Source organism: Lactobacillus nasalidis, assembly GCF_016587775.1.
Lineage (GTDB): Bacteria > Bacillota > Bacilli > Lactobacillales > Lactobacillaceae > Lactobacillus > Lactobacillus nasalidis.
Genome location: NZ_BOCG01000423.1, coordinates 1 through 3,260, shown reverse-complemented (window position 1 = coordinate 3,260; position 3,260 = coordinate 1). Strand labels below are relative to the sequence as shown.

Here is a 3,260-nt window from a genome sequence, read left to right as displayed (position 1 = left end):
AGCGAAATGGCCAAGCTGGGCTTCCACACCAATGACAGCGGCCGCCGCTTGGAAAGCCTGGAAGCCGTCTATGACTATATCGATGAGTACACCCAAAAGCGCGACGACCTGCCTTACGGAATCGACGGCATCGTTTTGAAAGTCGATGACCTGGCCCTGCAGGCCGACCTTGGCAACACCGTCAAGGTGCCCCGCTGGGAAATTGCCTACAAGTTCCCGCCGGAAGAAGAAGAAACGGTGGTTAGGGAAATCGAGTGGACCGTGGGAAGAACCGGGGTCGTGACTCCAACGGCCGTGATGGATCCGGTGCAATTGGCCGGCACCACCGTGGCCCGGGCCTCTTTGCACAATCCGGATCTCTTGGCCAAACTGGACGTCCGCCTGGGCGACACAGTCAAGCTGCACAAGGCCGGCGACATCATTCCGGAAATTTCCGGAGTCGTTTTAAAGAAGCGGGCCGAAGATTCTGTTCCTTATGAGGTGCCGACTAAGTGTCCTTCCTGCGGGGAAGACCTGGTCCACTTGGATGAAGAAGTAGCTCTTCGCTGCATCAACCCGTCCTGCCCGGCCCAAGTCGAAGAAGGCATCACCCACTTTGCCTCCCGGCAGGCCATGAACATCGCAGGGCTTGGCCCAAAGATCGTCAAGCAGCTGATTGCCAAGGACCTGGTCCACAATGTGGCCGACCTTTACTATCTGACGGCTGACGACTTGAGCCAGCTGGACCACTTCAAGGAGAAGTCCATCAGCAATCTGCTGGCGGCCATCGATGAAAGCCGGAAGAATTCCGTTGAGCTGGTCCTTTTTGGTCTGGGGATCGACAACGTCGGCGCGAAAGCTGCCCAATTGATTGCCCAGAAATTTAAAAATATGTCTAAAATCGCTGCCGCAAGCGTGCAAGAACTCACTGCAATCGATACAATAGGAATGACGATTGCTGAGTCTTTGACGACTTATTTCCAGCAGGCGGAAGCGCGGAAACTGATTGCCCGCCTGGAAGAGGCCGGCGTCAACATGGACTACTTGGGTGACGACAGCGAGGCAGAGGACAATTTCTTCAAGGGCAAGACGGTCGTTTTGACCGGGAAGCTGGAACATTACACCCGCAGCGAATTCACCAAGCGCCTGCAGGAACTCGGGGCCAAGGTGACCGGGTCGGTTTCCAAGAAGACGGACTGCCTGATCTACGGCGCCGATGCCGGCAGCAAGTTTGCCAAGGCAGAAGCGCTGGGGATCCCGCGCTTGACGGAGGCAGAGGCAATCTCTAAGATCGAAGAGAAGGACGCAGAAAAGTGAAGAGATTTTTACAGGCGATAACTTTGGCGAGCTGCAGTTTGCTGCTGGCGGCTTGCGGCAATTTGAAGAATTCCGATCTGGCCAGCAATTCAACGACTACGACCAGCAAGACCAAGAAATATGAAACTACTTCAGGCACTGACGGCGGCTACTCGGTGCTTTTGAGCAAGGGCGTCTACAAGACCAGTGATATTTCCGGCCTGGAGGCAACCAATTACGACAACAGCGTCGACGAATCCGCCATGGAGCGGGGCCTGATCCGGATCTCCAAGAAGGTCTTCTCGACGAAGAGCTATGTCATCCAGGAAGGCCAGCAGCTCGACGAAACCACGGTCACCAACTGGCTGGGCCGCTACTCCAAGAGCAACAAGGAAGGCCTGAACCTGAAGAACAACGGCAAGACCGGGTCAACGACCAGAAACCCGATCATCCTGCAGCAGATCATGGAAGAGGACTTCTACGTCAAGAGCGGCTCCAGCTACAAGCTGGCCGGCATCAGCATCAGCCTGGGCCTGAACTCGGTTGACTACTACACCAAGACGTCCGGCGGCACGGAGTACAGCACGAAGATTTCCCTGTCCGAGCGGCGGTCCTTCGGGCAGAAGACGGCCAACACGATCGTTTCCCGCCTGCACGCCAAGAAGAAGTACAAGAGCATTCCGATCATGGTCGGCCTCTTCTCTAAGACTGACACCGACTCATTGGTCGGGGGAACTTACTTCTCGTATGGGACAGCCAGCGCAAATAGTAGTAAAATATCTAAATGGAACTCTGTGAACGAAAAGACCCAGGTTCTGCCAACGGTTGACGGCGCCAGCGCGGTCAGCTCCAGTGACGAATCCAAGTTCACCAGTTTTAAGGATGAAATCGAGGACTACTTCCCGAACGTTTCCGGGGTAACGGCGACCCTGCGCTACTATGACGGCAAGCTTGCTTACGAAAGCATCGCCATCACCACGCAGTTCTACGGCTATCTGCAGGTGCAGAGCTTTGCCCAGATGGTCAAGAGCAGGGCAAAGAAGTATCTGGGGACCAGCTCGCCGGTGGAAATCACCATTTCTTCGGTCAACGACACGCAAGCGGTCGTGGCCAAGGAAACGGCAACCGGGTCTTATCGGACGCACATCTATGGCGGTAATTAGGAGGTACATAAGTGGAAAAGGTAACAAACGATACCATCAAGCACGTTGCGGCATTAGCCCAGCTTGAATTTAGCGATGAAGAACTGGCCAAGTTCACTCCGCAAATGGGGAAGATTTTGGAAATGGCCGAAGAATTGCAGGCAGTCGACACGACTGGCGTTGAAGAAACCGTTCAAGTGGTTGACCGGGACACGGTCTTCAGAGAAGACAAGCCTGAAAAGTGGCAAACGCGTGACGAAATGATGAAGAACGTTCCTGACAAGAGCAACGGCTTTGTCAAGGTACCTGTGATTATCAATAAGGATGACAACCAATAATGAACTACTTAAACGAAACAATCGATTCTTTAAACGAAAAGCTGAAGAGCGGCGCTGTTTCTGCCGACCAATTGGCCAAGGACACGGTTGCCAACATCAAGAAGACCGATGAAAAGATCAACGCTTTCATCACCGTCGACGAAGACGCCAAGCCGGCTGAAGACTTGAACTTTGACAACAAGCTGGCCGGGGTGCCGATTGCCATCAAGGACAACATCATCACCAATGGCTTGAAGACCACGGCTGCCAGCCACATTCTGTACAACTTTGTACCGGTCTACGAATCAACTGTCGTAGCCAAGCTGAAGGCAGCACAGGCCACCATCATCGGCAAGACCAACATGGACGAATTCGCCATGGGCTCATCTACTGAAACTTCCTACTTCGGCGACACCAAGAACCCATGGAACCTGAACAAGGTTCCTGGCGGGTCATCCGGTGGTTCAGCAGCTGCCGTTGCCAGCGGCGAAGTAGTTGCTGCCTTGGGTAGTGACACCGGTGGCTC

Annotated in this window: 4 protein-coding genes; all 4 read left to right on the top strand. The window is 54.2% G+C overall.

Annotated elements, in window-relative coordinates; genetic code table 11:
* On the top strand, window positions 1-1,296 hold a 1,296-nt coding region (ligA, locus tag lacNas_RS07845; RefSeq protein WP_201336301.1), incomplete at its 5' end, for an NAD-dependent DNA ligase LigA.
* Window positions 1,293-2,438 carry a CamS family sex pheromone protein gene (locus lacNas_RS07840; protein ID WP_201330589.1) on the top strand — a complete coding sequence of 382 codons (1,146 nt, stop codon included), beginning with the start codon at window positions 1,293-1,295 and terminating at the stop codon, window positions 2,436-2,438. The genes ligA and lacNas_RS07840, both read left to right, overlap by 4 nt.
* 11 nt (window positions 2,439-2,449) lie before the next feature.
* Complete coding sequence (gatC, locus tag lacNas_RS07835) at window positions 2,450-2,755, top strand: Asp-tRNA(Asn)/Glu-tRNA(Gln) amidotransferase subunit GatC (protein ID WP_201330588.1); 306 nt, start codon at window positions 2,450-2,452, stop codon at window positions 2,753-2,755.
* On the top strand, window positions 2,755-3,260 hold a 506-nt coding region (locus lacNas_RS07830), incomplete at its 3' end, for an amidase family protein (RefSeq protein WP_244661443.1). The genes gatC and lacNas_RS07830, both read left to right, overlap by 1 nt.